At 62.5% G+C, this 25,721-nt stretch carries 24 protein-coding genes; 13 read left to right on the forward strand and 11 right to left on the reverse strand.

Translation table 11 applies throughout. The annotated features are described in order from the left end of the window. Positions 1-47: 47 nt before the first annotated feature. Positions 48-551, reverse strand: coding sequence for a SixA phosphatase family protein (locus tag FJ430_RS19700; protein WP_140642937.1), 504 nt, complete (start codon positions 549-551; stop codon positions 48-50). Between the two features lie 248 nt (positions 552-799). On the opposite strand from FJ430_RS19700, the gene dksA reads away from it, so the two are divergent. Continuing rightward, a complete protein-coding gene (dksA, locus tag FJ430_RS19705) occupies positions 800-1,216 on the forward strand; it encodes an RNA polymerase-binding protein DksA (RefSeq protein ID WP_095765270.1) in 417 nt (138 codons plus the stop codon). A gap of 120 nt (positions 1,217-1,336) precedes the next feature. Here the strand turns inward: dksA and FJ430_RS19710 are convergent, their stop codons facing one another. After that, on the reverse strand, positions 1,337-2,047 hold the full coding sequence (locus FJ430_RS19710; RefSeq protein WP_140642935.1) for a flagellar biosynthetic protein FliO: 711 nt from the start codon (positions 2,045-2,047) through the stop codon (positions 1,337-1,339). 211 nt (positions 2,048-2,258) lie between these two features. Here FJ430_RS19710 and cckA point away from each other — a divergent pair, with 211 nt between their 5' ends. Both cckA and FJ430_RS19720 read left to right on the forward strand, forming a co-directional pair. Beyond that, the gene (gene cckA / locus FJ430_RS19715) at positions 2,259-4,841 is read left to right on the forward strand and encodes a cell cycle histidine kinase CckA (protein WP_140708669.1); all 2,583 of its coding nucleotides are present in this window, start codon (positions 2,259-2,261) and stop codon (positions 4,839-4,841) included. Positions 4,842-4,918: 77 nt separating this feature from the next. Further along, positions 4,919-5,626: a DeoD-type purine-nucleoside phosphorylase gene (locus tag FJ430_RS19720; protein ID WP_140708671.1), complete on the forward strand. Its 708-nt coding sequence runs from the start codon at positions 4,919-4,921 to the stop codon at positions 5,624-5,626. Here the strand turns inward: FJ430_RS19720 and FJ430_RS19725 are convergent. Beyond that, positions 5,623-5,928, reverse strand: coding sequence for a ribbon-helix-helix domain-containing protein (locus FJ430_RS19725; protein ID WP_140652977.1), 306 nt, complete (start codon positions 5,926-5,928; stop codon positions 5,623-5,625). The genes FJ430_RS19720 and FJ430_RS19725 overlap by 4 nt on opposite strands. A gap of 341 nt (positions 5,929-6,269) precedes the next feature. Here FJ430_RS19725 and FJ430_RS19730 point away from each other — a divergent pair, with 341 nt between their 5' ends. The 3 genes from FJ430_RS19730 to FJ430_RS19740 all read left to right on the forward strand — a co-directional run bounded on the left by FJ430_RS19730 (position 6,270) and on the right by FJ430_RS19740 (position 8,914). Continuing rightward, entirely contained in the window at positions 6,270-6,665 is a 396-nt protein-coding gene (locus tag FJ430_RS19730) for a VOC family protein (RefSeq protein ID WP_140642927.1), read from the forward strand. Positions 6,666-6,745: 80 nt separating this feature from the next. Next, on the forward strand, positions 6,746-7,294 hold the full coding sequence (locus tag FJ430_RS19735) for a gluconate 2-dehydrogenase subunit 3 family protein (RefSeq protein WP_140708673.1): 549 nt from the start codon (positions 6,746-6,748) through the stop codon (positions 7,292-7,294). 48 nt (positions 7,295-7,342) lie between these two features. Continuing rightward, the gene (locus tag FJ430_RS19740; RefSeq protein ID WP_140708675.1) at positions 7,343-8,914 is read left to right on the forward strand and encodes a GMC family oxidoreductase; all 1,572 of its coding nucleotides are present in this window, start codon (positions 7,343-7,345) and stop codon (positions 8,912-8,914) included. A 58-nt stretch (positions 8,915-8,972) separates the two neighbouring features. On the opposite strand, the gene FJ430_RS19745 is transcribed toward FJ430_RS19740, so the two are convergent. Further along, positions 8,973-9,356 carry a hypothetical protein gene (locus tag FJ430_RS19745; RefSeq protein ID WP_140642919.1) on the reverse strand — a complete coding sequence of 128 codons (384 nt, stop codon included), beginning with the start codon at positions 9,354-9,356 and terminating at the stop codon, positions 8,973-8,975. A 306-nt stretch (positions 9,357-9,662) separates the two neighbouring features. On the opposite strand from FJ430_RS19745, the gene urtA reads away from it, so the two are divergent. The 6 genes from urtA (at position 9,663) to FJ430_RS19775 (ending at position 16,021) form a co-directional block, all read left to right on the forward strand. Next, positions 9,663-10,973, forward strand: a complete 1,311-nt coding sequence (urtA, locus tag FJ430_RS19750) for an urea ABC transporter substrate-binding protein (RefSeq protein ID WP_140708677.1) — start codon at positions 9,663-9,665, stop codon at positions 10,971-10,973. Positions 10,974-11,091: 118 nt separating this feature from the next. Beyond that, complete coding sequence (gene urtB / locus FJ430_RS19755) at positions 11,092-12,708, forward strand: urea ABC transporter permease subunit UrtB (protein WP_140708819.1); 1,617 nt, start codon at positions 11,092-11,094, stop codon at positions 12,706-12,708. Beyond that, positions 12,705-13,928, forward strand: coding sequence for an urea ABC transporter permease subunit UrtC (gene urtC, locus FJ430_RS19760; protein ID WP_140708679.1), 1,224 nt, complete (start codon positions 12,705-12,707; stop codon positions 13,926-13,928). Before urtB ends, urtC begins: the two co-directional genes overlap by 4 nt. Positions 13,929-13,935: 7 nt before the next feature. Continuing rightward, positions 13,936-14,682 carry an urea ABC transporter ATP-binding protein UrtD gene (gene urtD, locus FJ430_RS19765; protein WP_140642910.1) on the forward strand — a complete coding sequence of 249 codons (747 nt, stop codon included), beginning with the start codon at positions 13,936-13,938 and terminating at the stop codon, positions 14,680-14,682. A gap of 71 nt (positions 14,683-14,753) precedes the next feature. After that, positions 14,754-15,449, forward strand: coding sequence for an urea ABC transporter ATP-binding subunit UrtE (urtE, locus tag FJ430_RS19770; RefSeq protein ID WP_140708681.1), 696 nt, complete (start codon positions 14,754-14,756; stop codon positions 15,447-15,449). Positions 15,450-15,844: 395 nt separating this feature from the next. Next, entirely contained in the window at positions 15,845-16,021 is a 177-nt protein-coding gene (locus FJ430_RS19775; protein ID WP_095765283.1) for a hypothetical protein, read from the forward strand. A 44-nt stretch (positions 16,022-16,065) separates the two neighbouring features. Here FJ430_RS19775 and FJ430_RS19780 read toward each other — a convergent pair whose 3' ends face one another. Further along, on the reverse strand, positions 16,066-17,103 hold the full coding sequence (locus FJ430_RS19780) for a DUF1254 domain-containing protein (protein WP_140708683.1): 1,038 nt from the start codon (positions 17,101-17,103) through the stop codon (positions 16,066-16,068). Between the two features lie 111 nt (positions 17,104-17,214). On the opposite strand from FJ430_RS19780, the gene FJ430_RS19785 reads away from it, so the two are divergent. Next, positions 17,215-18,114 (forward strand): LysR family transcriptional regulator, encoded by a 900-nt coding sequence (locus FJ430_RS19785; protein ID WP_140708685.1) that lies wholly within the window; start codon positions 17,215-17,217, stop codon positions 18,112-18,114. A gap of 20 nt (positions 18,115-18,134) precedes the next feature. Here FJ430_RS19785 and FJ430_RS19790 read toward each other — a convergent pair whose 3' ends face one another. The 6 genes from FJ430_RS19790 to uvrA form a co-directional block, all read right to left on the reverse strand. Continuing rightward, complete coding sequence (locus tag FJ430_RS19790; protein ID WP_140708821.1) at positions 18,135-19,286, reverse strand: sensor domain-containing diguanylate cyclase; 1,152 nt, start codon at positions 19,284-19,286, stop codon at positions 18,135-18,137. 104 nt (positions 19,287-19,390) lie between these two features. Next, complete coding sequence (locus FJ430_RS19795; RefSeq protein ID WP_140708687.1) at positions 19,391-19,648, reverse strand: hypothetical protein; 258 nt, start codon at positions 19,646-19,648, stop codon at positions 19,391-19,393. Positions 19,649-19,864: 216 nt separating this feature from the next. Then, the gene (locus FJ430_RS19800; protein ID WP_140708689.1) at positions 19,865-20,668 is read right to left on the reverse strand and encodes a DUF72 domain-containing protein; all 804 of its coding nucleotides are present in this window, start codon (positions 20,666-20,668) and stop codon (positions 19,865-19,867) included. A 29-nt stretch (positions 20,669-20,697) separates the two neighbouring features. Then, a complete protein-coding gene (locus tag FJ430_RS19805; protein ID WP_140708691.1) occupies positions 20,698-21,168 on the reverse strand; it encodes a GNAT family N-acetyltransferase in 471 nt (156 codons plus the stop codon). An 18-nt stretch (positions 21,169-21,186) separates the two neighbouring features. After that, a complete protein-coding gene (locus tag FJ430_RS19810; protein WP_140708693.1) occupies positions 21,187-22,176 on the reverse strand; it encodes a hypothetical protein in 990 nt (329 codons plus the stop codon). Positions 22,177-22,180: 4 nt separating this feature from the next. Beyond that, on the reverse strand, positions 22,181-25,102 hold the full coding sequence (gene uvrA, locus FJ430_RS19815) for an excinuclease ABC subunit UvrA (RefSeq protein WP_140708695.1): 2,922 nt from the start codon (positions 25,100-25,102) through the stop codon (positions 22,181-22,183). Between the last annotated feature and the right edge of the window lie 619 nt (positions 25,103-25,721).

Consider the following 25,721-nt stretch of genomic DNA (forward strand, 5'->3'; position numbering starts at 1 on the left):
CGCGTCAGCGCCCGATATAGGCCCTGGACCGCGCGTTTGAAATGGCCTCAGAGGTCGGCGGGCGTGAGAAAGGCTTCGAGATAGCCGTTGCCCTGCGCCGCTTCGGCAAGGTTGCCGGGAAAGCGCACCACGGCAAGGCCAGAGGTCGGAAAACCGTGATTCATCATGCCGCGCGCCGCCTGCTCGCCATCTCCGGACACCGCCATGGCCAGATCTTCGGTCATGGGGTTGTGGCCGATCACCAGCAGCGAGTTGGCGCCGCCATTCTTGCGGATGATGTCGAGGTAGCCGGCCGCATCCTCGCTGTAGAGCGTGTCGAAGAACAGGACCCGGCCGGTGTCGGTGCGCCCCGCCAGGCCTTCCAGTGTCTGCCTCGCCCGCTTGGCGTTGGAGCAAAGGGTGACGTCCGGCACGTAGGTGCGGGCCCGCATGGCCTCTCCGATCGCTTCGGCATCGGCGATGCCCGATTCGTCGAGCGGGCGGTCGAAATCGCGCACGCCGGGCAGCGCCCAGCCGGCTTTGGCATGCCGCAACAGATAAAGTCTGCTCAACCGGACCCCCGTGACGCCGCCTTCTTGGCAAAGCGCGATTAGTCACCAGAACCAAGTCATGCACAATGGCCGGCGCCAGCAACTGCAACGAATCATGTGCGAATTCGTTTTGTGCCGTTGAAACAAAGTCATCGCGCGGGCTGCCGATGCGTGACTAACAATTGCGTGAAACTGTCGCCGATAGCGCTTGTGCAGGCTCTTGTCCCCGAATATATAGGCGCCAAATTTGGGGTTGTTGGGTGAGTCGAATGAACGATATCGTTACCGCCAATTACGTACCCTCCGAAGACGAGCCGTTCATGAACGAACGGCAAAAATCGTACTTCCGTCAAAAGCTTATCACCTGGAAGAACGACATTCTCCGCGAAGCGCGCGAAACCCTCGAAATCCTGCAGCAGGAAAACGCCAACCACCCCGACCTAGCCGATCGCGCCTCCTCCGAAACCGACCGCGCCATCGAATTGCGCGCCCGCGATCGCCAACGCAAGCTCATCTCGAAAATCGACTCCGCGCTCCAGCGCATCGACGAAGGCACCTACGGCTATTGCGAGGAGACCGGGGAGCCGATCGCGCTGAAGCGGCTCGACGCACGTCCGATCGCGACACTGTCGATCGAGGCGCAGGAGCGCCACGAGCGCCGCGAGAAGGTCTATCGCGACGACTGACGCGATCTAGCTGGGCAAGAACATCGAAAATGGCCGGGATTTCCGGCCATTTTGTTTTTCAGCGCCCCATTTGTCTTTGCCGACAGGGGCGTGAAGAGGCTCGCTTGCGCCGGTGGCCGGTCAGCGCTTGTGGCTGCCCAACTCGCCAAGCAGCTTGGTCATCTCGTCATCGAGCGAAGGCTTGGCTGCGGGCTTGGCGATTGCCGGCTGGGAATGCTGGTCGTCGAGAGAGGTTTCGAGTTCGTGCATCAGCGTGTCGTCGATGGAGTCGTTTGAGGGCGGTGGCGCATATCTGGTGCTGCCGTTCGTCGTCCCGTAGCCCGGCAGCGGCATGACCTTGGCCGTCGGCTGGCTCGGCGCCGCCGGCTTGATGGGCGCGGGCGCCGGCGCGCGCGGATGTGTGGCGGCAGCTGGCTGGGCGGCAGGCGGCGCCGGCGGCCTGGCGGGGGCGGGCGCCGGTTGCGGCGCGCGCGGGCGTTGCGCAGCTCCTGTCTGCTGCTGACCGCCGTCGCCCGTCAATGCCGGGCGGCGCGGCGCCGCCAGCCTGATGTCGCGCTCGACCACGACATCGGTCGGCCCACCGATCAGGATCAGGTGCTCGATGTCGTCGCGGCGCACCAGGACAAGCCGGCGATGGCTGTCGACAGCGGTGGCATCCATCACGGCAAGCCGCGTCTTGCGGTTCCTGCCGCCGGCGACGAAGGTGCCGAAGGTCAGGTTGCGGACCACCTTGATGGCGAGCAGGACGACAACCAGCAGGATGAGGGCCGCTACCGTCCACAGGATTGCAGCGACGTAACCCGGGCCCGCTACATTATCCAGCCACTGCATCAGTGCACCCCAATCGCCATCTTTGAAGTGAGGGGACACTAGACCGTTGGGACCAGCGACCGCAAGTTCACATCACCTATCGTGAACAGTTTGAAACATGAATCGTTGATTTTATCGGACATTTGCCGCCGGGGCCTTTTCCGTTACAGGAGAATGTGATTCAACCGGCCGTCCGCGCCCGTCGGACACCGGAATCACGAGCAGGGGGAACATGGCCAAGGAAGCGCGCGGCGATTTCTATCCGGTACCGATCGTCGACCAGAACACGCGTCCGGGCGCCGTCACCAGGCTCATCGTCTTCATCGTCGTCTTGACCGGCGCCGCGATCGTCTTCGGACTGTTCCGCGAGCGTCTCGGCGATCCTTTCCTGCTCGGCATGCTCGGCGTGCTCGCCATGATCGGCGTCGGCTTCCTGTTCGCGACCGCGATCGGCTTCGTGCAGATCGCGCCGCGCTCGACCGGCGACGAATTGTCGAAAGCCTTCGTCGACTCGATGTCGCAGGGCCTTGTGGTCACCGACACCAAGGGCCGCGTCGTCTACGCCAACCGCGCCTATGCCGATATGACGGGTGCCGCCTCGGCCGCCGATCTCAAGACCGTCGAAGGGCTGCTTTCGGATGTTCCCGAGGCCTCGATGACGATCTACCGGCTGGCGTCGGGCCTGCGCGACGGCCAGGCCGGCGACGGCGAGTTCCGGCTGGCGCAGTCGATCAAGCCGGGTGCCGAGCCCGGCGCGCGCTGGTACCGCGCCCGCGCCCGCGCCTTCAGCATGCCCGGGCAAAGGCTGCCGATGCTGGCCTGGCAGCTCGCCGACATCTCGCAGGAACGGGCGGAGCAGGAGCGTTTCTTCCTCGACCTGCAGAAAGCCATCGACCATCTCGACCATGCGCCGGCCGGGTTCTTCTCGGCCGACCAGGAGGGCCGCGTCACCTATATCAACGCCACGCTCGCCGAGTGGCTGGGCATCGACCTTGCCTCCTTCACGCCGGGCGCCATCACGCTGCCGGAAATCATCGCCGGCGACGGCATGGCGCTGGTCCGCTCGGTCAAAGCCGACCCCGGTACCACCCGCAACGCCGTCATCGACCTCGACCTCACCACCATGAGCGGCCAGGCGCTGCCGGTACGCTTCATGCACCGCGTTTCCGCGAGCCGCGAAGGCGTGAACGGCCCGACCCGCACGATCGTGCTCAACCGCACCCAGGGTGAGGACGCTTCCGCGGAACTCAGAGCCTCCGAGGTTCGCTTCACCCGTTTCTTCAACTCGACGCCGATGGCCATTGCCGGTGTCGATGCGAACGGACGCATCCTGCGCACCAACGCGCCCTTCCTGCAGCTGTTTTCGTCCGTGGTCGACCGCGACGCGGTCGACCGGCGGGTGCGGTTCGAGACCATCGTTCACGAGCGCGACCGGCCGGCTTTCGCCACAGCCTTCGAGAAGGCCCGGCAGCGGCAGGCCAATATCGAGCCGATCGACTCCGTGTTGCCCGGCAACGAGGAGCGCCACATCCGCTTCTACGTCAACGCCGTCGCCGACAGCGCGGGCAGCGAAGGCGCCGAGGAATCGGCGATCGTCTACGCGGTCGAGACCACCGAGCAGAAGGCGCTCGAGGGGCAGATGGCGCAGAGCCAGAAGATGCAGGCGGTCGGTCAGCTTGCCGGCGGCATCGCGCACGACTTCAACAACGTGCTGACCGCCATCATCATGGCGTCCGATCTTCTCTTGACCAACCACCGGCCGTCGGACCCGTCGTTCCCCGACATCATGAACATCAAGCAGAACGCCAACCGGGCGGCCTCGCTCGTGCGGCAATTGCTGGCCTTCTCGCGCAAGCAGACGCTGCGGCCGGAAGTGCTCAACCTGACCGATGTTCTGGCCGATCTCAGGATGCTGCTCGCCCGGCTGGTCGGCAACGACATCAAGCTGAAGATCGACCACGGCCGCGACCTGTGGCCGGTCAAGGTCGATATCGGCCAGTTCGAGCAGGTGGTGGTCAATCTCGCCGTCAACGCGCGCGACGCCATGCCGAGCGGCGGCGATCTCACCGTGCGCACCCGCAACGTCACCGCCGACGAGTGCAAATCCTTCGCTTATCGCGAACTGACGCCGGCCGACTATGTGCTCGTCGACGTCGAGGACACCGGCAGCGGCATCGCGCCCGACGTGCTGAAGAAGATCTTCGAGCCGTTCTTCACGACCAAGGAAGTGGGCAAGGGCACCGGCCTCGGCCTGTCGATGGTCTACGGCATCATCAAGCAGACCGGCGGCTTCATCTTCTGCGATTCCGAGGTCGGCAAGGGCACGGTGTTCCGTATCTTCCTGCCGCGGCACATCGCCGAGGTGAAGAAGCAGGCAGAGCCCGGCGAGGCGCCGGCGGCGGCAGCGGCCCCGACCAAGCCGGCCGATACGGCCAAGGATCTTTCCGGCTCGGCCACCGTGCTTCTGGTCGAGGACGAGGACGCCGTGCGCATGGGCGGCGTCAGGGCGCTGATCTCGCGCGGCTACACCGTGCATGAGGCGTCTTCCGGTGTCGAGGCGCTGGAAGTGTTCGAGGCGCTCGGCGGCAAGGTCGACATCGTCGTCTCCGACGTGGTGATGCCGGAGATGGACGGGCCGACATTGCTCGGCGAACTGCGCAAACGCCAACCGGACATCAAGTTCGTGTTCGTTTCGGGCTATGCCGAGGACGCGTTTGCGAAGAACCTGCCGGCCGACGCGCATTTCGGCTTCCTGCCGAAACCGTTCTCGCTCAAGCAACTGGCGACGATCGTCAAGGACGTGCTGGAGTCCTAAAGAAGCTAGCGCTTGCACATTGCGGCAGCCCTGCCCATGATGGTCGTCGGATGGGTCTATCATGGGGATGGTAGCGCGTGACGCCGCATATCGAGGCGGGCCGGGGGGACTATGCCGAAACGGTGCTGTTGCCGGGCGATCCCGAGCGCGCCCAATGGATGGCGGAAACTTTTCTGGAGGCGCCGCGCTGCGTGAACCGTCGAAGAGGCGCGCTAGGCTTCACCGGCCGGTTCCGCGGCAAGCCGGTGAGCATCCAGGCAACCGGCATCGGGGTGTCGTCTTTCCTGATCTATGCCTTCGAACTGCTGGATTGTTACGGCGCCAAGACACTGATACGCACCGGCACCTGCGGCGGTTTGTCGGAAGATGTGCCCCTGCGCGGCGTCGTCATCTCCAGCCAGGTGCGGGCCGAGGGAGCAATCAGTGGACAAGTCTTCGGGCTTTATCAGCCGGCCGGGCCGGATCCGGCGCTGCATGCGCTGGCGCTTCGACGCGCGGCCGATCTCGGCATCGCCTGCAGCTCGGGACTGACCGTTTGCAGCGACGTGTTCCACCATCCCGATGGGCGCGCCCGGTTCGACGAGCCGATCGCGCTGGGGGCGTTGGCCGTCGATATGGAAACCAGTGCGCTCTATCGGATTGCGGCGCAGTTCGGCGCGCGAGCGCTGTCACTACTCACCGTTGTCGATCATATCGCCACCGGCGAGCTGACCGATTATTCGGAGCGCCAGGCTCTCTTCACCGACATGACCCGGCTGGCGCTCGAAGTCGCGGCCGAAAGCTAGGCGGCTTCCTGCTTCAACGCAGCCTGCTCCTCGGCGTTGGGGCGATGGCCCCGCAGATAGAGCGCGCAGGTGGTGCGCAGCATGGAAGCGAAGTTCGGAATCTGGCCGTTGATCTCGATCGCCTCGTCATAGAGCTTCGAGATGAATTTCGGCGTCGTCAGTCCCTGGCTGTCGGCGATCTCGTCAAGAAGACCCCAGAATGTCGCCTCGAGCTGGATGCTGGTCGAATGGCCGTCGATGCGGATCGACCTGTTGATCTGCCGGTAGCCTTCCGGATCCTGTCCGGCAAAGACTCTGCACATCGGTACCTCCCGTTCTTGTTTGTCTTGGGCGCCGATTGAGTTGCTGGCGCCTTTTTGAACACTGCCTGCGTTTGTCATTTTCGATCCGATGGCCGGCAACGGCAATCGGACTTTCGTCCTTGAAGCGCGCCGCTTGAAACCGTTTCGGCGCGCCCCGCTTCAAGCCTTTGTTTGCTGCATGCCGGTCCCCAAAACCGCGGCAGGCTTTTGGGCAGCATGCAGCTAAAACTGGAGCGACACTAGCCGTTTTCCAGTTCCGTGCGTGGTAATCGGCTGCCACCACCTTTTTTCGCCGGCGCGCATAATCGTTTGCGTAAGCACCAGAAGCTGCGGAGACCGATTTGGCGAAGGCGATCCATTCCATGATCCGGGTTCTCGACGAGGCGCGGTCCGTCGATTTCTACAACAAGGCCTTTGGCCTCGAGATCGCGCAGCGGCTCGATTTCGAGACCTTCACGCTCATCTATCTCAGCAATGGCAGTTCGCTGTTCGAGGTGGAGCTGACCGTGAACAAGGGGCGCACCGAACCCTATGCGCTCGGCGACGGCTACGGCCATCTCGCCGTCTCGGTCGCCGATCTCGACAGCGAGCACGACCGGATCGGCGCGCTCGGTCTCAATCCGAAGAAGATCGTCGAGTTCAACCGCGACGGAGCGCTGATCGCCCGCTTCTTCTTCATCGAGGATCCCGACGGTTACAAGATCGAGGTCCTGCAGCGGGGAGGACGCTTCCAATAGGGGATATTCGCCGCGGAGGGGCGCGGCGCCAGCAACAGCACTCCCTCAGGGGGGTGCGAACAGCAAGCAGGGAGGAAATCATGGTTACAGTCTACGAGAAGAAGCCGGGCTACGAGAAGAAAGCCGGGCTTTCGCGGCGCGAGCTTCTCAAGCGCGGCGGCGCTGGTGCGCTGCTCATCATCTCCGGCAGCGCCGTCATCAGCCCCGAACACGCCTGGGGTCTCGAAACCTCGGCGCTGAAGCCCGAGACGATGGCGACGCTGATCCAGGTGGCGCGCGACATCTATCCGCACGACCAGGTGCCGGACAAATACTACGCCATTGCCGTCAAGGGCCACGACGAGACTGCAGCCAAGGACCCGGCCCACAAGGAACTGATCGAGAAGGGCATCGCCGAGCTCGACAAGAAGGCCGGCAAGGGCGGCTATCGCGGGCTTGGCTGGGAAGAGGAGCGGGTCGCGCTGCTGACCGGCATCGAGAAGACGCCCTTCTTCCAGGCGGTGCGCGGCGGCCTCGTCGTCAGCCTCTACAACCAGAAGGAGGTGTGGCCGATCTTCGGTTACGAGGGCGAGTCCTACTCCAAGGGCGGCTATATCGCGCGCGGCTTCAACGACATCGAGTGGCTCTGAGCCGCTCTGTCCCGAACCGCATTTCGACAGATTTCATGGGAGGAAACCATGGCAGCATCATTTGATCTCAAGAACGACGGCGTGATCGTCATCATCGGCTCCGGCGCCGGCGGCGGCACGCTCGGCAACGAACTTGCGCAGAAGGGCATCGACGTCGTCATCCTCGAGGCGGGCGCCCGCCACGAATATGAGGACTTCATCAATGACGAGTGGGATTCCTTTGCCCAGCTTGCCTGGAAGGACAAGCGCACCACCTCGGGCGACTGGCGCGTGGCCAAGGATTTCCCGAACCTGCCGGCCTGGATCGTCAAGTCGGTCGGCGGCTCGACGACGCACTGGGCGGGCGCCTCGCTGCGCTTCCAGGAACATGAGTTCAAGACGGCCTCGACCTACGGCAAGGTCAAGGGCGCGAACCTGCTGGACTGGCCGGTGACGCTGGCCGAGATGGAGCCTTATTACGCCAAGGCCGAAGCCAAGATGGGCGTGACAGGCACCAACAACTGGCCGCGGCTGCCCGGCAACAACAACTTCAAGGTGCTCAAGGCCGGCGCCGACAAGCTCGGCTACAAGGAGTGCCACACCGGCAACATGGCCATCAATTCGGTGGAGCGCGACGACCGCAACTCCTGCCAGCAGACCGGCTTCTGCTTCCAGGGCTGCAAATGGGGCGCCAAATGGTCGACGCTCTACACCGAGATTCCGAAGGGCGAGGCGACCGGGCATCTGGAAGTCCGGCCGAATTCGATGGCGATCAAGATCAACCATGACGCTTCCGGCAAGGTGACCGGCGTCGTCTATGCCGACAAGGACGGCAAGCTGCAGGAGCAGAAGGCCCGCATCGTCGCGGTCGCCGGCAATTCGATCGAGAGCCCGCGCCTGCTGCTCAATTCGGAATCGTCCAAATTCCCGCATGGGCTTGCCAACTCATCCGGGCAGGTGGGCAAGAACTACATGCGCCACACCACCGGCTCGGTCTATGCGATCTTCGACAAGCCGGTGCACATGTATCGCGGTACAACCATGGCCGGCATCATCCGCGACGAGGCGCGCCACGATCCCTCGCGCGGCTTCGTCGGCGGCTATGAGATGGAGACCTTGTCGCTTGGCCTGCCATTCATGGCGGCCTTCCTCAACCCTGGCGGCTGGGGCCGATCCTTCACCACCGCGCTCGACCATTACGACCACATGGCGGGCCTTTGGATCGTCGGCGAGGACATGCCGCGCGAGGAGAACCGCATCACGCTGCACAAGGACGAGAAGGACGAGCACGGCATGCCGATCGCCGACGTCCATTTCGACGACCATCCGAACGACGAAGCAATGCGTGATCATGCCTACAAGCAAGGCCAGGCGCTCTACGCCGCGGTCGGCGCAACGCGGACCTTCCCGACACCGCCTTATCCGTCGACCCACAATCTCGGCACCAACCGGATGAGCGAGAAGCCGGAGGATGGCGTCGTCAACAAGCACGGCCAATCGCACGACATCAAGAACCTGTTCGTTTCCGACGGCAGCCAGTTCACCAGCGGTGCCGCGGAGAACCCGACGCTGACCATCGTGACGCTGGCGATCCGCCAGGCCGACTACATCGCAGCCCAGATGTCGGCAAAGACTATCTGACCTCCCGACTGCCTGCTGGCGCGGGACCCGTGAGGGTTCCGCGCCTTTTTTATGCGGACTATCTTCTGGTGCAGGTCGAGGCCGTGAAGGCACCGTCCTGCTGCTTCATGATGATGTCGAAGGAGGGACCGCTTGGATCGTCCAGCGTCGCCTGGGTCATGGAGATCGAATTGCCGCCGCTGGTGTAGCCGCCGAGCGGACCAAGCCAGGTGATCTCGCCATTGGGATTCATCTGGTAGTTATAGGTTCCCGAAGCGCCAAAGGTCACTGGGCCACTATAGACATTGCCCTTGATGGTGATGTCGCCGAGATTGAGGAACAGGCCGAGCAGGTAGACCTCGCAGTGATAGGCGCCGTCCGGCAACTTGCCATCGGTGAAATCGGCGCGAGCGCCGCCGGCGGCGGAGACAAGAAGCAGGAAACTCAGGATCGTTCGGGCCATGACGTCGCTCGTTTGCTCGGCGACCTTGCCCCATTTTGCCATAGGCCCGCAACGGGGCTGATCAGCCCGGCTCTGCCTTCATGATGAAAGTTTAGGCATTTTTATCATTTGGGCAAAATCTAGGCAGCATTGCGTAAACTTTTCTCAACCCGCTGCATTGCAGCGGATGCGAAAAGTTTCCCGGCTACCGGATAACCGACTGTAATCTCTCCGTTATCTGAAATTCCGTCGAGCGCATTCCCGTCTGGCACGTCGCTTGCACAGTGTATGTTGCGATGCAAACAATCACGCTTGGGAGTGTGTCATATGAGGGGTAACTTCGCGAAAATTACAAAAATCCTGTCGGCGGGCGTCGTCGCTGCCGGCCTGCTGGCCTCGGCTTCCGCCAAGGCGGCTGAAGACACGATCAAGGTCGGCATCCTCCATTCGCTGTCGGGGACCATGGCGATCTCCGAGACGACGCTGAAGGACGTCATGCTGATGCTCATCGACGAGCAAAACGCCAAGGGCGGCCTGCTCGGCAAGAAACTGGAAGCGGTGGTCGTCGATCCGGCGTCCAACTGGCCGCTCTTCGCCGAAAAGGCGCGCGAGCTGATTTCCAAGGACAAGGTCGCGGCCGTGTTCGGCTGCTGGACCTCGGTGTCGCGCAAATCGGTGCTGCCGGTGTTCTCGGAGCTCGACAACATCCTGTTCTACCCGGTCCAGTATGAGGGCGAGGAGAGCGAGCGCAACGTCTTCTACACCGGTGCGGCGCCGAACCAGCAGGCCATCCCGGCTGTCGATTACCTGATGAGCGCCGATGGCGGTTCGGTGAAGCGCTGGGTGCTCGAAGGCACCGACTACGTCTATCCGCGCACCACCAACAAGATCCTCGAAGCCTATCTGAAAGCGAAGGGCGTGCCGGCCGAGGACATCATGGTCAACTACACGCCGTTCGGCTTCTCCGACTGGCAGACCGAGGTTTCGGCGATCAAGAAATTCGGTTCGGCCGGCAAGAAGACGGCCGTGGTCTCGACCGTCAACGGCGATGCCAACGTGCCGTTCTACAAGGAGCTCGGCAACCAGGGCATCAAGGCCGAAGACATTCCGGTCATGGCCTTCTCCGTCGGCGAGGAAGAACTGGCCGGTCTCGATACCGGGCCGCTCGTCGGCCATCTCGCCGCCTGGAACTATTTCGAAAGCGTCGATACGCCCGGGAACAAGAAGTTCATCGACGACTGGCACAAGTTCATCAAGAACGACAAGCGCACCACCAACGACCCGATGGAAGCCCACTACGTCGGCTTCAACATGTGGGTGAAGGCGGTCGAGAAGGCCGGCACCACCGATCCGGACAAGGTCATCGACGCCATGGTCGGCGTGTCGGTGCCGAACCTGACCGGTGGCTATTCGACGATGATGCCCAACCACCACATCACCAAACCGGTGCTGATCGGCGAAATCCAGGCCGACGGCCAGTTCGAGACCGTCTCGCAGACGCCTGGCCTGGTGATGGGTGACGAATGGTCCGACTACCTGCCTGATTCCAAGGACCTGATCTCCGACTGGCGCGCGCCGCTCAGCTGCGGCAACTTCAACGTCAAGACCGGCAAGTGCGGCGGCAAGGGCACAAACTGATCCTCCCAGGTCCTTCGGGTCGAGAAGTGGCCCCACGATCCGAGACCGCTGCCCGGGCAGATTCCTCAACCCGCCCGGGCAAGATCACCGAAACCAGGAAAGCTGCTTGAAGACGACAATGCTGCTGCTGCGCGCAATTGGTCTGATGTTGCTGCTGACGATGGCTGGACTGACGCCGTCGAAGGCGGCCGAGGCCGACCTTCGCGCATCGATCGCCAAATTCGCGACGGCAACCGGCTTCTCGGCTACCGAGGCCGTCGTGCACGAGCTTGCCGCGAGCGGCGATCCGGCCGTCGAGCGACCCCTTTCGGCGCTGGCCGACGGCAATCTCTACATTCGCAAGGGCGACTCACAGGTCTTTGTCGGCAAGGAAGCGGGAGACAGCATCGAATTGCTCGATCCCCTAAGCGGCGAAAAGACGGCCGACGCCGCCAAGGCCGATCTCACCAAGATCAAGGTCAACAACGGGCTCCGCCGCACGATCCGCGATGCCTTGGGCACGTTGACCTTGCGCGCCAAGGACGCGAGCGTGCGCCTTGCCGCGGCGATGACGATGTTCAAGACGCCAGACGCGGCGAACATCGAGCCGCTCGATGCCGCGATTGCCGCCGAGACCGATCCCGCCGTCAAGACGATGTTCGATGAGGCGCACGCCGCGTCCATCCTGGTCTCGGATAAGCCGGAGGCGGACAAGCTCGCGGCGATCTCGGTGATCGCGACCCGCGGCGACCGCGACGCGCTCTCGCTGCTCACCTCCGTCGAGGCCAATGCGCAGGGTGCGGTCAAGGATGCGGCGACTGCCGCGATCGGCAAGATCAATTCGACGCTGGCGCTGTGGGATGCCGGGCAGAACATCTGGTACGGCATCTCGCTCGGGTCGGTGCTGCTGCTCGCCGCGATCGGGCTCGCCATCACCTTCGGCGTCATGGGCGTCATCAACATGGCGCATGGCGAGATGGTGATGCTCGGCGCCTACACTACTTTCGTCGTCCAGCAGGTGATCCGCACCTCCTTCCCCGGCCTGTTCGACTGGTCGCTGGTCATCGCGCTGCCGCTCGCCTTTCTCGTCGCCGCGCTGGTCGGCCTCGCCATCGAGCGCGGCATCATCCGCTTCCTCTACGGCCGGCCGCTGGAAACGCTTTTGGCCACCTGGGGCGTCTCGCTGATCCTGCAGCAGGCGGTGCGCACCATCTTCGGCCCGACCAACCAGGAGGTCGGCAATCCGTCCTGGATGTCGGGTTCGTTCGATATCGGCCAACTGGCGATCACCTGGAACCGGCTGTGGATCCTGGTGTTCGCGCTGCTGGTGTTCGGCGTGCTGCTCTATGTCATGAAGCGCACGTCCTGGGGGCTGCAGATGCGCGCCGTCACCGCCAACCGGCGCATGGCCGCCTCGATGGGCATCAAGACGCCATGGGTCGACGCGCTGACCTTCGCGCTGGGGTCAGGCATCGCAGGCATTGCCGGCGTGGCGCTCAGCCAGATCGACAATGTCTCGCCCAATCTCGGCCGCGGCTACATCATCGACAGTTTCATGGTCGTGGTCTTCGGCGGCGTCGGCAATCTGTGGGGCACGCTGGTCGGCGCCTTCTCGCTCGGCATCGTCAACAAGTTCCTCGAGCCCTATGCCGGCGCGGTGCTCGGCAAGATCGTCGTCCTGGTGCTGATCATCCTGTTCATCCAAAAACGCCCGCGCGGCCTGTTCGCGCTCAAGGGCAGGGCGGTGGAAGCATGATCGTGAAGCGCTTCTTTTCGGCCGACCGCCGCATCGCCGTCACGATCCTCGCGCTGCTCGCCGCAGCCATCGTCGTGCCGCTGCTCAACCTGGCAGTCTCGCCGCAAAGCGCCTTCTACATCGCGCCCTACATCGTGGCGCTGGTCGGCAAGTATCTCTGCTACGCGCTGCTTGCGCTCGCGCTCGACCTGGTCTGGGGCTATTGCGGCATCCTTTCGCTCGGCCACGGCGCCTTCTTCGCGCTCGGCGGCTATGCGATGGGCATGTATCTGATGCGCCAGATCGGTTCGCGCGGCGTCTACGGCAATCCGATCCTGCCGGATTTCATGGTGTTCCTGAACTACAAGGAGCTGCCCTGGTTCTGGCACGGCTTCGATCATTTCTGGTTTGCGGCGCTCATGGTACTTGCGGTACCGGGCCTGCTCGCCTTCGTCTTCGGCTGGTTCGCCTTCCGCAGCCGCGTCACCGGCGTCTATCTGTCGATCATCACCCAGGCGATGACCTATGCGCTGCTGCTCGCCTTCTTCCGGAACGACATGGGCTTCGGCGGCAACAACGGCCTGACCGATTTCAAGGACATACTCGGCTTCAGCGTGCAGGCCGACGCGACGCGCTCGGCGCTGTTTGCGGCGAGCGCCGTCACGCTTGCGCTTGCCGTCTTCGTGACGGCGACGATCGTTCGCTCCAAATACGGCAAGCTGCTGATGGCCGTGCGTGACGCCGAGAGCCGCACCCGCTTCCTCGGCTGGCGGGCCGAGAACGTCAAGCTCTTCGCCTTCACCGTCTCGGCCATCATGGCCGGCATAGCCGGCGCGCTCTACGTGCCGCAGGTCGGCATCATCAATCCCGGCGAGTTCGAGCCGTCCAACTCGATCGAGGTGGTGATCTGGACCGCCGTCGGCGGGCGCGGCACCATCGTCGGCCCGATCATCGGCGCGCTGTTGGTCAACGCCGGCAAATCCTGGTTCACCGGCGTGATGCCGGAATTCTGGCTGTTCGCCCTGGGCGGGCTGTTCGTCGCCGTCACGCTGCTTTTGCCCAAGGGCATCGTCGGCATGTGGGACGGCTGGCGCGGCAGAGCGAAGGCGCTGCGCGCGGCTTCGCTTGCGGCGGAAGCCGGCGCCGATCCGCAGGCGCCCGAACCGAAGATCGTGCGCTCGGCGGCGACGACACCGGGCGCCTGGTCGGCCACCGGCCCCGAGCCGCAGCCGGCGGAGTGAGCGATCCATGAGCAAGTCCAACACCATCCTTTATCTCGACGGCGTGTCGGTCTCCTTCGACGGTTTTCGCGCCATCAACAATCTGTCGCTGGTGCTCGACAAGGGCGAGATGCGAGCGATCATCGGGCCCAATGGCGCCGGCAAGACGACGATGATGGACATCGTCACCGGCAAGACACGGCCCGACGAGGGCGAAGTGTTCTTCGACGGCCAGGTCGATCTCACCCGGCATGACGAGGCCGAGATCGCCATGATGGGCATCGGCCGTAAATTCCAGAAGCCGACCGTCTTCGAAAGCCACAGCGTCGAGGACAATCTCATGCTGGCGCTGAAGGGGCCGCGCTCGATCTTCCCGGCGCTGTTCCATCGCCGCTCGACAGCCGAGACACGGCGCGTCGACGACATACTCGGCATCATCCGTCTCGGCGACAAGCGCGACGAGTTCGCCGCCAATCTGAGCCACGGCCAGAAGCAATGGCTGGAGATCGGCATGCTCTTGGCGCAGGACCCCAAGCTTCTCCTCGTCGATGAACCGGTCGCCGGCATGACCGATGCCGAGACCGAGGAGACCGCTCGCCTGCTCAAGGATATCGCCCGCGACCATTCGGTGGTGGTCGTCGAGCACGACATGCATTTCGTGCGCGAGCTCGGCGTCAAGGTCACCTGCCTGCACGAAGGCTCGGTGCTGTCGGAAGGCACGCTCGATTTCGTCTCGGCGGACGAGCGCGTCGTCGAAGTTTATCTGGGGCGGTGAAGGATGATCTGGCGGGTTCCGTTCCATCGTTTCGATTTCGCTTTTTTGAAGCGCTGGACAAGGGGCTGACCATGCTCGAAGTCTCCAACGCCACGCTGCATTACGGCGCCGCCCAGGCGCTGCGCGGCGTTTCGCTGAAGGCAGGTGCCGGCAAGATCACTTGCGTGCTCGGCCGCAACGGCGTCGGCAAGACCAGTTTGATGAGATCGATCGTCGGCCATCACCGGCTGACGAGCGGAAGCGTTGCCTTCGAGGGGAAGGCGCTCGACCGGAGCGCGGCGTATGATCGCGCCCGGTCGGGCATCGCATTCGTGCCGCAGGGCAGGGAGGTTTTTCCGCTGCTGACGGTGCGCGAGAACCTGGAATCCGGTTTCGCGCCGCTCAGGCGTGCAGACCGTATTGTTCCGGCACATGTCTTCGAGCTGTTCCCGGTCTTGAAGCAGATGCTGTCGCGCCGCGGCGGCGACCTTTCCGGCGGGCAGCAGCAGCAACTCGCCATAGGCCGGGCGCTGGTGATGCGGCCCAAGCTCCTGGTGCTCGATGAGCCCACCGAAGGCATCCAGCCTTCGATCATAAAGGATATCGGCCGCGCCATCCGCTATCTGCGCGACCAGGCGGGGATCGCGGTGCTTCTGGTCGAGCAATATCTCGACTTCTGCCGGGAGCTTGCCGACGAGGTCAACATCATGGATCGCGGCCAGATCGTGCATACCGGTCCGGCCGAGGACCTCGACCGGGCGGATGTGCGGAAGTTCCTGACAGTGTAGCGACGGTCGTCATCCTTTAGCGAAGCAGCGACGCCGCGCACCGATGCCGGATGATGCGGCGGTGCAGAATAATAGCCGTTCAACCTCGCTCCTACCTTCCTACATTTGGCACCGTTAGTGACGCTTCGAAGTAACGGAATGGATCTTCGGGTCTTCGCTCCGCTTCGCGTCGCTACGCCCAAGGATGACGAAGTGTTCGACGGCTCTGGTGCGTCGAATACCGCATGCTATTCTTTTCTTGGCCTTGGTGAGTCGGCCGCTTTCCGTATCAGTCGCGAATGAGGGGGAAGGCGCGCGGACACCGCCCGCAAGTTCCACGCAAGCAAGCCTGCTTAGCTTTCCCCGCAGTGATTGTCGGTCAACGCGTCCAAAAAGAATCTTGCCAGGGGACGGCGATGGAACGTTTTGTCGAGGACTACCAAAAGCGGCGTCTCACCGAGCGCGTCGATATCATGACCGCGATCAACATCCTGATGTCGCAAGGCTATGACGAGGATCATCTCCTGGATGAGATCACCAAGGTTTTCTACGTCGATCTCGACGCCTTCAACGAAGTGATCTCACACCATTGACGGCTTGCGTTCAATCTCGACTGCAGATGAAACGAGTGCCAACCTCAACTCTCAGGTCGCGCCAACGGAAATAACCACCTGCCGTCGATGATTTCTGCCCGCGGTCGAAAGAGACGCACCGTGTAGTTCCAACCGGGTGTGATCGGCAGACAATTCAGGACCTGGCCGTCGCACCCGCCGAACTGGATGCTGACGGCACCGTCAGCCCCTTTTTTCGCGGTGAGGCTGTTCACCGAATAGGCGTTATCCTTGTTGGGCTGGAGATAGCCTTCCTTGTTGTAGACGGTGAGTGACCAGAAGCCGTCGACAGGCACTTCCCCAACCGTCAATTCGTGGATCGTGGCGCCGTCATTCCGCGCAGGCGTCGTCGGAAGATAGAGAGAGTCCTTCTCGGGAGCTCCGCCCCAAAGCATGGCGCTTCCGATCAGATGCTTGACGGGGTCGACCTGATCTTCACTGGCGCCAAACATGCGGCGCGTGTCGGAAACTGTCGTTCCCAACTGCAAGAGCGCCGCCTGCACTTTCTTGAGGCTTGCCTCGTCCCAGTTGGGGACGTCGAACGTGCCTGTCCCTTCCTGAGAGAATTGCACCCTATCCTGCAGCGCGTGAACCTGTTCGATATCTGCCTTGTTCGTGTAGTTGACAAGGAAACGCACGACGGCAATCGCATAGCGAGTGCCGATCGTATCCCGGGTTAGCGTGTAACTGCCGGCATCGTAGAAAGTGGCCCGGGTGTATTGATCTTCATTGACGACCTGTAGCCCCATGAAGCGCCTGCCTGCGTCCGGCAGCGTAATGGTCGCCGGCCCGGCGTCGAGATCGACAATCACAAACGAGTACAGCGTGTCGCGGTTGGGGCGAACGATGCCTTGCTGCACGGGAGGGGCGAGCTCGCGGCCATGCCTGAATTTCCCGAAGCCGCCGCTCTTGACCACCCCGGCGAAATAAACATCGGTCTGCGCGCGGTTGTAGTTTTCGAATGTGACGGCTTGGGCTGTCGAAGGACTTGCCCGTGCCGACGTGACGGAACTCGCTAGCAACAATGACATGCCTATCAAAATCCTGATGCCGGCCTTCTTCATAGTGCCCTCCGGGTCGGAGATCTTACGATCCCGGGTTTGCTACGCCGGCCAGATGTGGAAGTGAACAGTCAGCCTTGACAGTCATCCTATCAAATATGGTAGGGCTGCAGCATGGATTTGAACGCTACGCGGATGTTTGTTGCGGTCGTCCAGGCGGGCAGCCTGTCGGCGGCAGCGACTCGTCTCGGAATACCCCTTCCGACACTGAGCCGCCGTGTCCGGGAACTGGAGCGGCAGCTCAACGTGCAGTTGTTGGCCCGCTCGGCACGCGGCACCAGACTGACTGACGCTGGCATGAGGCTGTACGAGCACGCCGCTCGCGGTGTCGAGGCATTGCTGGAGGCAGAGCAGGCTGTGGTGAGCGACCAGGCCCAGTTGAGAGGACGTTTGCGGCTGTCTTTTCCGCCGACGGTCCAGCCATGGTGGGATTTGCTCGCCGCCTTCCAGCATCGCTATCCGGACATACAGATCTATGTCTACTCAACCGAACGTCGGCTGGACCTGATCGAGGACGGTATCGATATTTCCCTAAGGGTCGGCGCGATCGTTCACGAGGGCATGGTGGCGCGACAGATGATGTCCGTCCGCAATGTTCTCGTCGCCAGCCCAAGGTTGGTCGAGCGTTTCGGTATGCCGGCCGATCCCGATGCGCTTCATCGCTTGCCGTGCGCGGTGTGGGCCTCGCGCGTCGATACTCCTGTCCGCTGGCAATTGGGCGACCATGTCATTGAACCGAACGCGATTCTGTCCACCAATGACTATCACCACCTGTTTAATCGTGCGCTCGGCGGCGATGTTGTGACAGAGTTGCCGCCGTTCCTGGCGGCCGCGCCCATTCGCGAGAAGCGCCTGGTGAGACTGCTACAGCAATATCCCTTGCCCGAGTGGTCAATCAATCTGCTGTATCCGCCACAGCGCCACCGATCGACTATCGTCAGGGCATATCTCGACTTCTGCCAGAGCTACCTCCCAAAGATCGTGCAAGCCTGCGAGATCGATGCCGACGAATAGGTAACGGTTGCGAGCGACAGCTAGCCCGCGCGGCGCAGTGCTGCTGCGAGCACGCGGTTGCGGCCGTCTCGCTTGGCGGCATAGAGCGCCTTGTCGGCGGCCCTGAGCACTTTGTCGAAGTTCATGCCGTCCGTGCTGCCGAAGGCGAAGCCGGCGCTGACCGTGCAGCGCAATGGCCCGGTCTCTGTCTCCACCGTGCGCGCGGCGAAGGCGGCCCTGACACGTTCGGCCGTCGCCTCGGCTGTCTCGGGCAAGGTGCGCCTCAACACCATGGCGAATTCCTCGCCGCCCATGCGGGCAACCGAGTCGCTCGGGCGCAGATCGGCGGAGAGCACTTCGGCAAAGACCTTCAGCACCTCGTCTCCCGCAGCGTGACCGAACTGGTCGTTGACCGCCTTGAAGCCGTCGAGGTCAAACACCACCACAGCCGTGAAAACGCCGACGGGTGTCTTGCCGTGAAGGTCGAACAACGCGCGGCGGTTGAGCAGCCCGGTCAAGGCATCGGTCTGCGCCTCGCGCTGATGATGGCGGGCTAGCCGCCCCTGGTTGAGCGCCAGCGACAATGCGCCGATGCCGGTCATGGAGGCGATGACGATGACAAGGCTCAGATCCTCCGCCCAATTGCTCGGCGCATGGCCGAGGACGAGCTTGCCGTCCCATGCCAGCACGGCCGCGCACAGCACGAAGGATGCGGCCGTCAGCGAATAGAGCAGCGCCACGCCGATGAGGTGGACGGGGGCCTCCGCGCGACTCCGCCAATATTGATACGCGGTGCCGAACAGCAGCAGCGCGGCCAGGGCGTTTTCCAGCATGAAGCCCAGCCCGTCATAGCCGATCGCCATGGGCGGCAAGGCGAGAGCATAGGAAATGCCGACGCCAAGCGCGATAAGCGGCAAGGGCGAGCGTCTTGTCCTGAATTGATGGGCAGCGCCAAGCATCACGGAGAAGCAGAGCAGCAGCAGCGCCAGCGTCAGCACGCCAAGGGCCGTTCCGGGTCTCTCAATATAAACCTCGTAGGCAAAGACCTCGGCCACGACTACCAGCACGCTGATCGCCCAAGTCAGCAGGAATTTGTCGGAACGGGCGGTCAGCCATGTTCCGAACAGTGTGAGGCTGAGGCAGGCTGCGGAGAAGCCGACGGCCAGCAGCAATGAATTGTAGTCGAGAAGCATGCACTCGCCCTTGCCGCCGCCGGGTCTCTGCAACCTGTCGTGCTTGCATTAGTGCGGCAAGGAAGTATCGATTACGTTACGATAGTGGTGAAGATGCCATTAATTCAGAAGACCGCCACCAACAATAGCAGGATGATGCCGACCCCCATCATCAGCAGACCCGGCCAGTTCTGTGAGAGGCCGAGGAAACCGAGGCCGCGCCGGCGTGGCTCAAGCGTCGGGCCAGGCGTTGCCAGGTTTGGCATCGGGCGATCCGAGGCTGCAGCTGCCGGATCGCTAAGTTTCCCGCGCCTCAGGACCGCACCGGCCATGTACACGATGCCGGCGACAATGAGCAATGCCCCGATGAGGATGACAGCCATATCACCTCGCTTTCTTCGGGCTCTCCCGATGCCGGAGCCCGAGCCATTGTTCCGCGACGCTCAACCGCTATGGAAACCCGCTCCCGGCGAGAAAGGCAAAACGGTCGAGATGCCCCGTAAGTTCCGGCGGAGCTGCCGGAGGCAAGGCGCAGCCGACACCAGGCAGGCAGGATCCGATGCTCAAACAAAAGGATATGGCCGCAGTGAAGGCTCGCCTCAATCGGTTACCCGCTTCATCAGAGCCATGGCGCCGAATGGCGCGCGCACCTTGCCCTCGGTGATGAAGTAGGCGAATACGTCGCGCGGCTTGACCGGCGCATCGGTCTCGGGATCGGCGCGCGGCAGGTCGGCGGGTTGCTTGCCTTGTGCCCATGTCTTCACCCGTCCCGCCCATTCGTCGAGGCCTTTCGGCGTGTAGCAGTCGGGGTTGTCGTCGCTGCCGGTCTGCAGCCGCGCATAGACGAAATCGCCGGTGACATCGGCGATCGCCGGATATTTCGCGTGGTCGGCATAGACGATCGCGGCGTTGTATTTTCGGGCGAGCGCTGGAAACTCCGGCACGATGAAGCTGTCGTGGCGCACCTCCAGCGCGTGGCGCAGAGGCACGCCGTCCTGCTTCTCGGGCAGAAGTTTGAGAAAAGCTTCGAAATCGTCGGCGTCGAATTTCTTGGTCGGCGCGAACTGCCAGAGAATCGGGCCGAGCTTCTCGCCGAGCGCGGCGACGCCGGAGCCGAGGAAGCGCATCATCGACTCTCCCGCCTCGCCAAGCACGCGGCGGTTGGTGATGAAGCGGTTGCCCTTGAGCGAGAAGACGAAGCCGTTCGGCGCGTCGTTGGCCCACTTGACGAAAGTCGGTTCCTTGAAGCTGGAATAGTAGGTGCCATTGACCTCGATGCTCGGCACTTGGCGGCTGGCATAGTGCAGCTGCTTGGCCTTGGCGAGCTTCTCCGGATAGAAGGAGGTATCCCAGGGCTCAAAAGTCCAGCCGCCCATGCCGGAGCGGATCTTTCCTTGGCTCATCGTCTTCCTCCTCGTGTTTTGAAACTCGGTCAGGCGGCTCTGTCGACCGGCTTCACCATGTCGACCAGCGTCCATCCTGGCCGGTGCGGGTTGGCCCGGCGACCCGTTTCGCGATAGCCATAGGTCGCATAGAGCGCGATGTTCCGCTCCATGCGCGAATTGGTATAGAGCCGCACCTCCGGCACGCCCCATGACCGCGCCTGCTCGTCGGCGAAGGCCAATAGTGCAATGCCGAGCTTCCGGCCCTGGAAAGCCGGCGCGACGGCGACGCTGAAGATCATGGCGTGGTCGGGATGACGCTCGATGACGATCAATCCGGCGAGCTGTGAGCCTTCTTCCAGCAGCCAGATTTCGCTGCGCTCGATGCGCGGCCCATAATCCTCGGTGACCGGAACCGGCGGTCCGCCGAAGATGGGCGTGTAAGGCGCATAGGCTTCGGCGGTTAGCGCGACGACGGCGGCGAGATCACCAAGCAGCGCTTTCCTGAATTTTGATCCCATTTTGTAGAACTCGGGCATCTATCGACTATCGGAAAACAAATTCAACGATCTGCGGAGAGTAGCAACCAAATCCTTTGCAAAATCCTCCGCATGGTCGTTTGACCATATTATCGTCGTGCAATGATTTGTATCGAAATGGGTTTTTGCAGCGTCAAATTTGGCGCGTTCACAAATATAAATAACAGACTTTCCAAGCCCTTCTGCATACCCTGCTTCCCAATAGGCACCAGAATTGTCATGTGTCAGGTCAACTATAACAAATGCGCTGTCGCGAATTTGCTCTCTCATGATATTGTCAATAATTCCAGCGCGAGATACATCGCGCATATCGATTAAATCATGGCCAGTGTGAATCTTGATCGCTGGTTTAATTACGTCACGTACAAACGGATCGAGAATTGTGTCGCCGAATTTCATGGCGATAAACCCGAATTTTCCAGAAAGTTGTCCGGTTCGTTCTTGCTCGTAAAACTCCCAACCTTCCAGTGTCAGCCCGATAGAGAATGCCGACGGTGGGTTATTCAATGTCCGGTTTTCGGCTCCAATAACTAAGCCCTTTCCGATAAGTTCAAGCAAAAGGTCACCTGAAAAATCTGGGCTTGGCGAGCCAATTATGGCGAAGAGTGACTTTGGCAAGCTAGGGATGCGTTGGCCGGTGCGCGATACATGGTCGCCGATATGGCGAATGAGATTTCTAGTTTGTTGGGCTGGATTGGGGCCTGGGCAGCCGTCGCGAAAGAACCGTTCAATAAGATCAGACTCGATTCGCGGTCGGATGTCAGAATTGCGCTGACTTGTGCGAATTCGATGAGAAAGACGAGCACGCTGGGTGGGCGTCATCCTCTGGCCCGGGCCAGAGTTGGTCTCAAGATAGTCTTCATTGGCCTCGTCGGAAATTACGAAGCGCCCACAATTGTCGCAACTGACCCCTAGATCACCCATACCTTTTCGTAGTTCGACCTTTGCCCCATTGGCATTTAGACAAACTGGGCAGTAGTCGACCGACATCTTGTCACTCCGCCGCTTCGCGCTTGCCTCCGGGGCGGCGCTCCAGAAGCTCCTTCAGGAACTGGCCGGTGTAGCTGCGCTTTTCGCGCACGATCGCTTCCGGGGTGCCCGACGCCACCAGCTCGCCGCCGCCGTCGCCGCCCTCGGGGCCGAGGTCGAGCACCCAGTCGGCGGTCTTGATCACCTCGAGATTGTGCTCGATGACCACCACCGTGTTGCCCTGGTCGACCAACTCGTGCAGCACTTCGAGCAGCTTCGCGACGTCGTGGAAGTGCAGGCCGGTGGTCGGCTCGTCCAGGATGTAGAGCGTCTTGCCGGTCGCCTTGCGCGACAATTCCTTGGCGAGCTTGATGCGTTGCGCCTCGCCGCCCGACAGCGTCGTCGCCTGCTGGCCGATATGGATGTAGCCGAGGCCGACCTGCTTCAGCGTCTCCAGCTTGTCGCGCACGCCCGGCACCGCCGAGAAGAAGTCGACGCCTTCCTCGACCGTCATGTCGAGCACGTCGGCGATCGACTTGCCCTTGAACAGGACGTCCAGCGTCTCGCGGTTGTAGCGCTTGCCGTGGCAGACGTCGCAAGTGACGTAGACGTCGGGCAGGAAGTGCATCTCGATCTTGATGACGCCGTCGCCCTGGCAGGCCTCGCAGCGGCCGCCCTTGACGTTGAAGGAGAAGCGGCCCGGCTGGTAGCCGCGCGCCTTGGCTTCCGGAAGGCCAGCGAACCAGTCGCGGATTGGCGTGAAGGCGCCGGTATAGGTGGCGGGATTGCTGCGCGGCGTACGGCCAATCGGCGACTGGTCGATGTCGATGACCTTGTCGAGGAATTCTAGCCCTTCGATGCGGTCATGCTCGGCCGGATGCTCGCGCGAGCCCATGATGCGGCGCGAGGCCGCCTTGAACAGGGTCTCGATCAGGAAGGTCGACTTGCCGCCGCCCGACACGCCGGTGACCGCGGTGAAGGTGCCGAGCGGGATTTCCGCCGTCACATTCTTCAGATTGTTGCCGCGCGCGCCGACAACCTTGATGCGCCGGTTTTTCTTCGCTTCGCGCCGCACGCCAGGCGTCGCCACTTCGAGCGCACCCGACAGATATTTGCCGGTGATCGAATTGGGATTGGCCATCACCTGCTGCGGCGTTCCCTGAGCAATGATCTCGCCGCCATGGATGCCGGCGGCGGGGCCCATGTCCACGACGTAGTCGGCATGCAGGATGGCGTCCTCGTCATGCTCGACCACGATCACCGTATTGCCGATATCGCGCAGATGCTTCAGCGTTTCGAGCAAGCGTGAATTGTCGCGCTGGTGCAGGCCGATCGACGGCTCGTCCAGCACATAGAGCACGCCTGTCAGGCCGGAGCCGATCTGGGAGGCCAGCCGGATGCGCTGGCTCTCGCCGCCCGACAGCGTGCCGGAATTGCGCGACAGCGTCAGATAGTCGAGGCCGACGTCGTTGAGGAAGCGCAGCCGCTCGCGGATTTCCTTGAGCACGCGGACCGCGATCTCGTTCTGTTTGTCGTTGAGCTCACCCGGCAGATCGGTGAACCATTGATCGGCCTTGCGGATCGACTGCTCCGTGACCTCGCCGATATGTTTGCCGCCGATCTTCACCGCCAGCGCTTCAGGCTTCAGCCGGTAGCCGTTGCAGGCCGGGCAGGGGGTGGCCGACATGAAGCGCTCGATCTCCTCGCGCATCCAGGCCGATTCCGTTTCCTTCCAGCGCCGGTCGAGATTGGGGATGACGCCCTCGAAAGTCTTGGTCGTCTTGTAGGAGCGCAACCCGTCGTCATACTGGAAGGTGATCTCGCGCTCGCCCGTGCCGCGCAGCACCGCGTCCTGCGCCTCCGCGCTGAGGTCCTTGAACTTGTCGCCGAGCTTGAAGCCATAAGCCTTGCCCAGCGCTTCCAGCGTCTGCGCATAGTAAGGCGAGGTCGACTTCGCCCACGGGCTGATGGCGCCGTCGCGCAGCGAAACGTTCTCGTCCGGCACCACGAGGTTGGGATCGATGGCGCGCTGGCTGCCGAGGCCATCGCAGGTCGGGCAGGCGCCGAACGGGTTGTTGAAGGAGAACAGCCTCGGCTCGATCTCCGGAATGGTGAAGCCGGACACCGGACAGGCAAACTTCTCCGAGAACAGGATGCGCTCATGCGTCTCGTTCTTCGACTTGTTGACGGAATCCTCGCCGGTCAAGCTGGCGTCGAGCGGCCGGTCGGCGAACTCGGCCACGGCAAGGCCCTCGGCAAGCTTCAGCGCGGTCTCCATCGAATCCGCAAGCCGGGTTGCCAGATCGCCGCGCACGACGATGCGGTCGACGACGACGTCGATGTCGTGCTTGTACTTCTTGTCCAGCGCCGGCACGTCGGCGATCTCGTAGAAGACGCCGTCGACCTTGACGCGCTGGAAGCCCTTCTTCTGCAGCTCAAGCAGTTCCTTGCGGTACTCGCCCTTGCGACCGCGCACGATCGGCGCCAGCAGGAACAGGCGCGTGCCTTCGTCGAGCGCGAGCACGCGGTCGACCATCTGGCTGACCGTCTGGCTCTCGATCGGCAGGCCGGTGGCCGGCGAATAGGGAATGCCGACACGCGCGAACAGCAGGCGCATATAGTCATAGATTTCGGTGACCGTGCCGACCGTCGAGCGAGGGTTCTTCGAGGTGGTCTTCTGCTCGATCGAGATGGCCGGCGACAGGCCGTCGATCTGGTCGACGTCCGGCTTCTGCATCATCTCCAGGAACTGGCGGGCATAGGCCGACAGGCTCTCGACATAGCGGCGCTGGCCCTCGGCATAGATGGTGTCGAAGGCGAGCGACGACTTACCGGAGCCCGACAGTCCGGTCATCACGATCAGGCTGTCGCGCGGCAGGTCGAGATCGATGTTCTTGAGATTGTGTTCGCGCGCCCCGCGAATGGAAAGGTATTTATGGTCGGCCATCGCCGGTCGCCGCCTCAAGTCTGGAATGTGGTGGATTGGCGGGTTTTCCCCGGCCATCCCTTATGTAGGTGGTTTCGCCGCCAAGTCGAGTGACGCCACACATCTCGACAACAAGCGTTTAACCGCCTTTCGCGCGAGCGGGCAAGCGGAAAGAACAAAGGCCGAACACGCTCCTGACAAAACTGTGGAAACAGAGAGCGCCTGCGCCGCGTCCGAACCGGTTCACGAAGGCGCTCGACTTACCTGGACGTAACCTCCGCGATCACATTTTTCGGTAACCGGCTATTCAACGGTTGACGTGTCGGACTGGGGGGAGCAGTCTCGAAAGCGTCAACGAAGCCGGCCGTCTTTCGATGGCCTCGCCGCCCAACTGGCGGCCTGCGAGACGCCGCAGGCGATAGCGATTAGCGCTTCGAACGACATTGTCGCAACGGACCCAGGAGCGGAGCATGACGCCACCGGACAGTCCTTTGAGGCTCCACACGGAGATGGAGCCGCGGCGGGCATAAGTGCCAGGGCAGACTTGAAACGCCAGCCCGACAAACCGTGACTTGCCGATTCCCTACAATTAGAGACGATAGTCGGATCGTCGGTTGAACGCCGCGTTGCATCCGAAACA

This window comes from Mesorhizobium sp. B2-8-5, from assembly GCF_006440675.2.
GTDB lineage: Bacteria > Pseudomonadota > Alphaproteobacteria > Rhizobiales > Rhizobiaceae > Mesorhizobium.

Coding starts and splice junctions, on each gene's coding strand:
- urtA (WP_140708677.1), top strand. CDS start 9,663: ATGAGGGGTAACTTCGCGAAAATTACAAAAATCCTGTCGGCGGGCGTC.
- FJ430_RS19745 (WP_140642919.1), bottom strand. CDS start 9,356: ATGGCCCGAACGATCCTGAGTTTCCTGCTTCTTGTCTCCGCCGCCGGC.
- urtC (WP_140708679.1), top strand. CDS start 12,705: ATGATCGTGAAGCGCTTCTTTTCGGCCGACCGCCGCATCGCCGTCACG.
- FJ430_RS19800 (WP_140708689.1), bottom strand. CDS start 20,668: ATGAGCCAAGGAAAGATCCGCTCCGGCATGGGCGGCTGGACTTTTGAG.
- FJ430_RS19710 (WP_140642935.1), bottom strand. CDS start 2,047: ATGCAGTGGCTGGATAATGTAGCGGGCCCGGGTTACGTCGCTGCAATC.
- urtE (WP_140708681.1), top strand. CDS start 14,754: ATGCTCGAAGTCTCCAACGCCACGCTGCATTACGGCGCCGCCCAGGCG.
- FJ430_RS19795 (WP_140708687.1), bottom strand. CDS start 19,648: ATGGCTGTCATCCTCATCGGGGCATTGCTCATTGTCGCCGGCATCGTG.
- uvrA (WP_140708695.1), bottom strand. CDS start 25,102: ATGGCCGACCATAAATACCTTTCCATTCGCGGGGCGCGCGAACACAAT.
- FJ430_RS19810 (WP_140708693.1), bottom strand. CDS start 22,176: ATGTCGGTCGACTACTGCCCAGTTTGTCTAAATGCCAATGGGGCAAAG.
- FJ430_RS19740 (WP_140708675.1), top strand. CDS start 7,343: ATGGCAGCATCATTTGATCTCAAGAACGACGGCGTGATCGTCATCATC.
- FJ430_RS19780 (WP_140708683.1), bottom strand. CDS start 17,103: ATGAAGAAGGCCGGCATCAGGATTTTGATAGGCATGTCATTGTTGCTA.
- urtD (WP_140642910.1), top strand. CDS start 13,936: ATGAGCAAGTCCAACACCATCCTTTATCTCGACGGCGTGTCGGTCTCC.
- FJ430_RS19790 (WP_140708821.1), bottom strand. CDS start 19,286: ATGCTTCTCGACTACAATTCATTGCTGCTGGCCGTCGGCTTCTCCGCA.
- FJ430_RS19805 (WP_140708691.1), bottom strand. CDS start 21,168: ATGGGATCAAAATTCAGGAAAGCGCTGCTTGGTGATCTCGCCGCCGTC.
- dksA (WP_095765270.1), top strand. CDS start 800: ATGAACGATATCGTTACCGCCAATTACGTACCCTCCGAAGACGAGCCG.
- FJ430_RS19775 (WP_095765283.1), top strand. CDS start 15,845: ATGGAACGTTTTGTCGAGGACTACCAAAAGCGGCGTCTCACCGAGCGC.
- FJ430_RS19735 (WP_140708673.1), top strand. CDS start 6,746: ATGGTTACAGTCTACGAGAAGAAGCCGGGCTACGAGAAGAAAGCCGGG.
- urtB (WP_140708819.1), top strand. CDS start 11,092: ATGCTGCTGCTGCGCGCAATTGGTCTGATGTTGCTGCTGACGATGGCT.
- cckA (WP_140708669.1), top strand. CDS start 2,259: ATGGCCAAGGAAGCGCGCGGCGATTTCTATCCGGTACCGATCGTCGAC.
- FJ430_RS19725 (WP_140652977.1), bottom strand. CDS start 5,928: ATGTGCAGAGTCTTTGCCGGACAGGATCCGGAAGGCTACCGGCAGATC.
- FJ430_RS19785 (WP_140708685.1), top strand. CDS start 17,215: ATGGATTTGAACGCTACGCGGATGTTTGTTGCGGTCGTCCAGGCGGGC.